General features: G+C 62.4%; 2 protein-coding genes and 1 pseudogene. All 3 read right to left on the reverse strand.

The genetic code is table 11. The features are described 5' to 3' along the window. On the reverse strand, positions 1–531 hold a 531-nt coding region (locus BN1133_RS17855; protein ID WP_462477401.1), incomplete at its 3' end, for a transposase. A 52-nt stretch (positions 532–583) separates the two neighbouring features. Further along, entirely contained in the window at positions 584–1,414 is an 831-nt protein-coding gene (locus tag BN1133_RS17860; protein WP_231686295.1) for a transposase, read from the reverse strand. Between the two features lie 163 nt (positions 1,415–1,577). Continuing rightward, positions 1,578–1,721 (reverse strand): annotated as a pseudogene (locus BN1133_RS20370) (alpha-amylase family glycosyl hydrolase); the annotation flags it as partial.

Consider the following 1,721-nt stretch of genomic DNA (forward strand, 5'->3'; position numbering starts at 1 on the left):
CAGCGCCGACTCCGTCAGCAGAGCCTGACTCTTGAAGCGCCCCTCCCAGAAGTGACCCTTGCAGCTGTCTTCCTGATTGGCCTGACGGGCCAGCCCTTCGTTGAGCAGGCGCACAAACCAACTGATGGAGTAGAGTCGCCCACGCCACTCCTCTATCAGCCCCTGCACTACCGAGAGCTCTGGCTCAATCAGGGCATCCCCCTGATACCAGCGCCGCACCAGTAGCGGCCACTGGAACAGCCCGGCCCAGCGCTCGGCCACCTCCCGCTCGCTCCAGCCCTGGGCCTGCTCGGCATCCACTCTCAGCACCAGGTGATAGTGGTTGCTCATCACCGCGTAGGCGCAGATGCCGATGGCAAAGAGGCGCGACAGCTGACCCAGTCGGTCTACAACCCACTGGCGGCGATGCTCATAGCTCTGCCCCGAATGAGCATCTTCCCCACACAGAAAGGCCCGCCGCACGCAGCGGCTCACCACGTGGTAGTAGGGCGTATCCTGCAGGCTGATTTGACGTGAACGGGCGATGGTCATGGCGAGTTCCTCGGCAGTGATGCTTCAAGTCCAGCAGAGCGCTACGCCTCTGTCAAAATGGTGGGTGTCCCAGAATCTGCCGCAGGATGGGAGAAAGCGCCTCGGGAATATGGCCGCGTTTGTCATCACGGATGGCGCGGCCGGTCCAGTCAACTAAAGCCAGATAGTCGGTGAAGGTGTAGGGGAGTGACTCGGGTTCCCCCTGCTTGGCAAACGGCAGCAGCAGGGGTGGCAACTCGGTGGTTTGGGCACGTCCCAGACGCTGGCTGATGCTGGTGTAGTCGCTCTCCTCGGGCCGGTCGGCGAGTTTGGCGCGGATGGGATTGAGCTCCACATAGGCCATGCAGGCGAGCAGCGCCGACTCGCTCAGCAGGGCCTGGCTCTTGAAGCGCCCCTCCCAGAAGTGACCCTTGCAGCTATCTTCCTGATTGGCTTGGCGAGCCAGCCCTTCGTTGAGCAGGCGCACGAACCAGCTGATGGAGTAGAGCCGCTCTCGCCACTGCTCTATCAATCCCTGCACTACCGAGAGCTCAGGCTCAATCAGGGCATCTCCCTGATACCAGCGGCGCACCAGCAGCGGCCACTGGAACAGCCCGGCCCAGCGTTCGGCCACCTCCCGCTCGCTCCAACCCTGCGCCTGCTCGGCATCCACTTTCAGCACCAGGTGGTAGTGGTTGCTCATGACCGCGTAGGCGCAGATGCCGATGGCAAAGAGGCGCGACAGCTGACCCAGTCGGTCTACCACCCACTGGCGTCGATGCTCGTAACTCTGGCCCGAATGAGCATCTTCCCCACACAGAAACGCCCGCCGCACACAGCGGCTGACCACGTGGTAGTAGGGCGTATCCTGCAGGCTGATCTGACGTGAACGGGCGATGGTCATGGCAAGTTCCTCGGCAGTGATGCTTCAAGCCAAGCAGAGCGCTACGCCCCTGTCAAAATGGTGGGTGTCCCAGAATCTGCCGCGAGTTCCTCGGCAGTGATACCTCAAGTCCAGCAGACTGCTACGCCCCTGTCAAAATGGTGGGTGTCCCAGAATCTCTCTCTTCCCGCTCGCTCCAGCCCTGCGCCTGCTCGGCATCCACTTTCAGCACCAGGTGGTAGTGGTTGCTCATGACCGCGTAGGCGCAGATGCCGATGGCAAAGAGGCGCGACCGCTGAGCCAGTCGGTCTACCACCCACTGGCGTCG

Source organism: Aeromonas schubertii (assembly GCF_000820105.1).
In the GTDB taxonomy this organism is placed as follows: Bacteria; Pseudomonadota; Gammaproteobacteria; order Enterobacterales; family Aeromonadaceae; genus Aeromonas; species Aeromonas schubertii.

What these genes read in the sequence shown, in the direction of transcription:
- BN1133_RS17860 (WP_231686295.1), bottom strand. Translation starts at nt 1,414, where the DNA reads ATGACCATCGCCCGTTCACGTCAGATCAGCCTGCAGGATACGCCCTAC.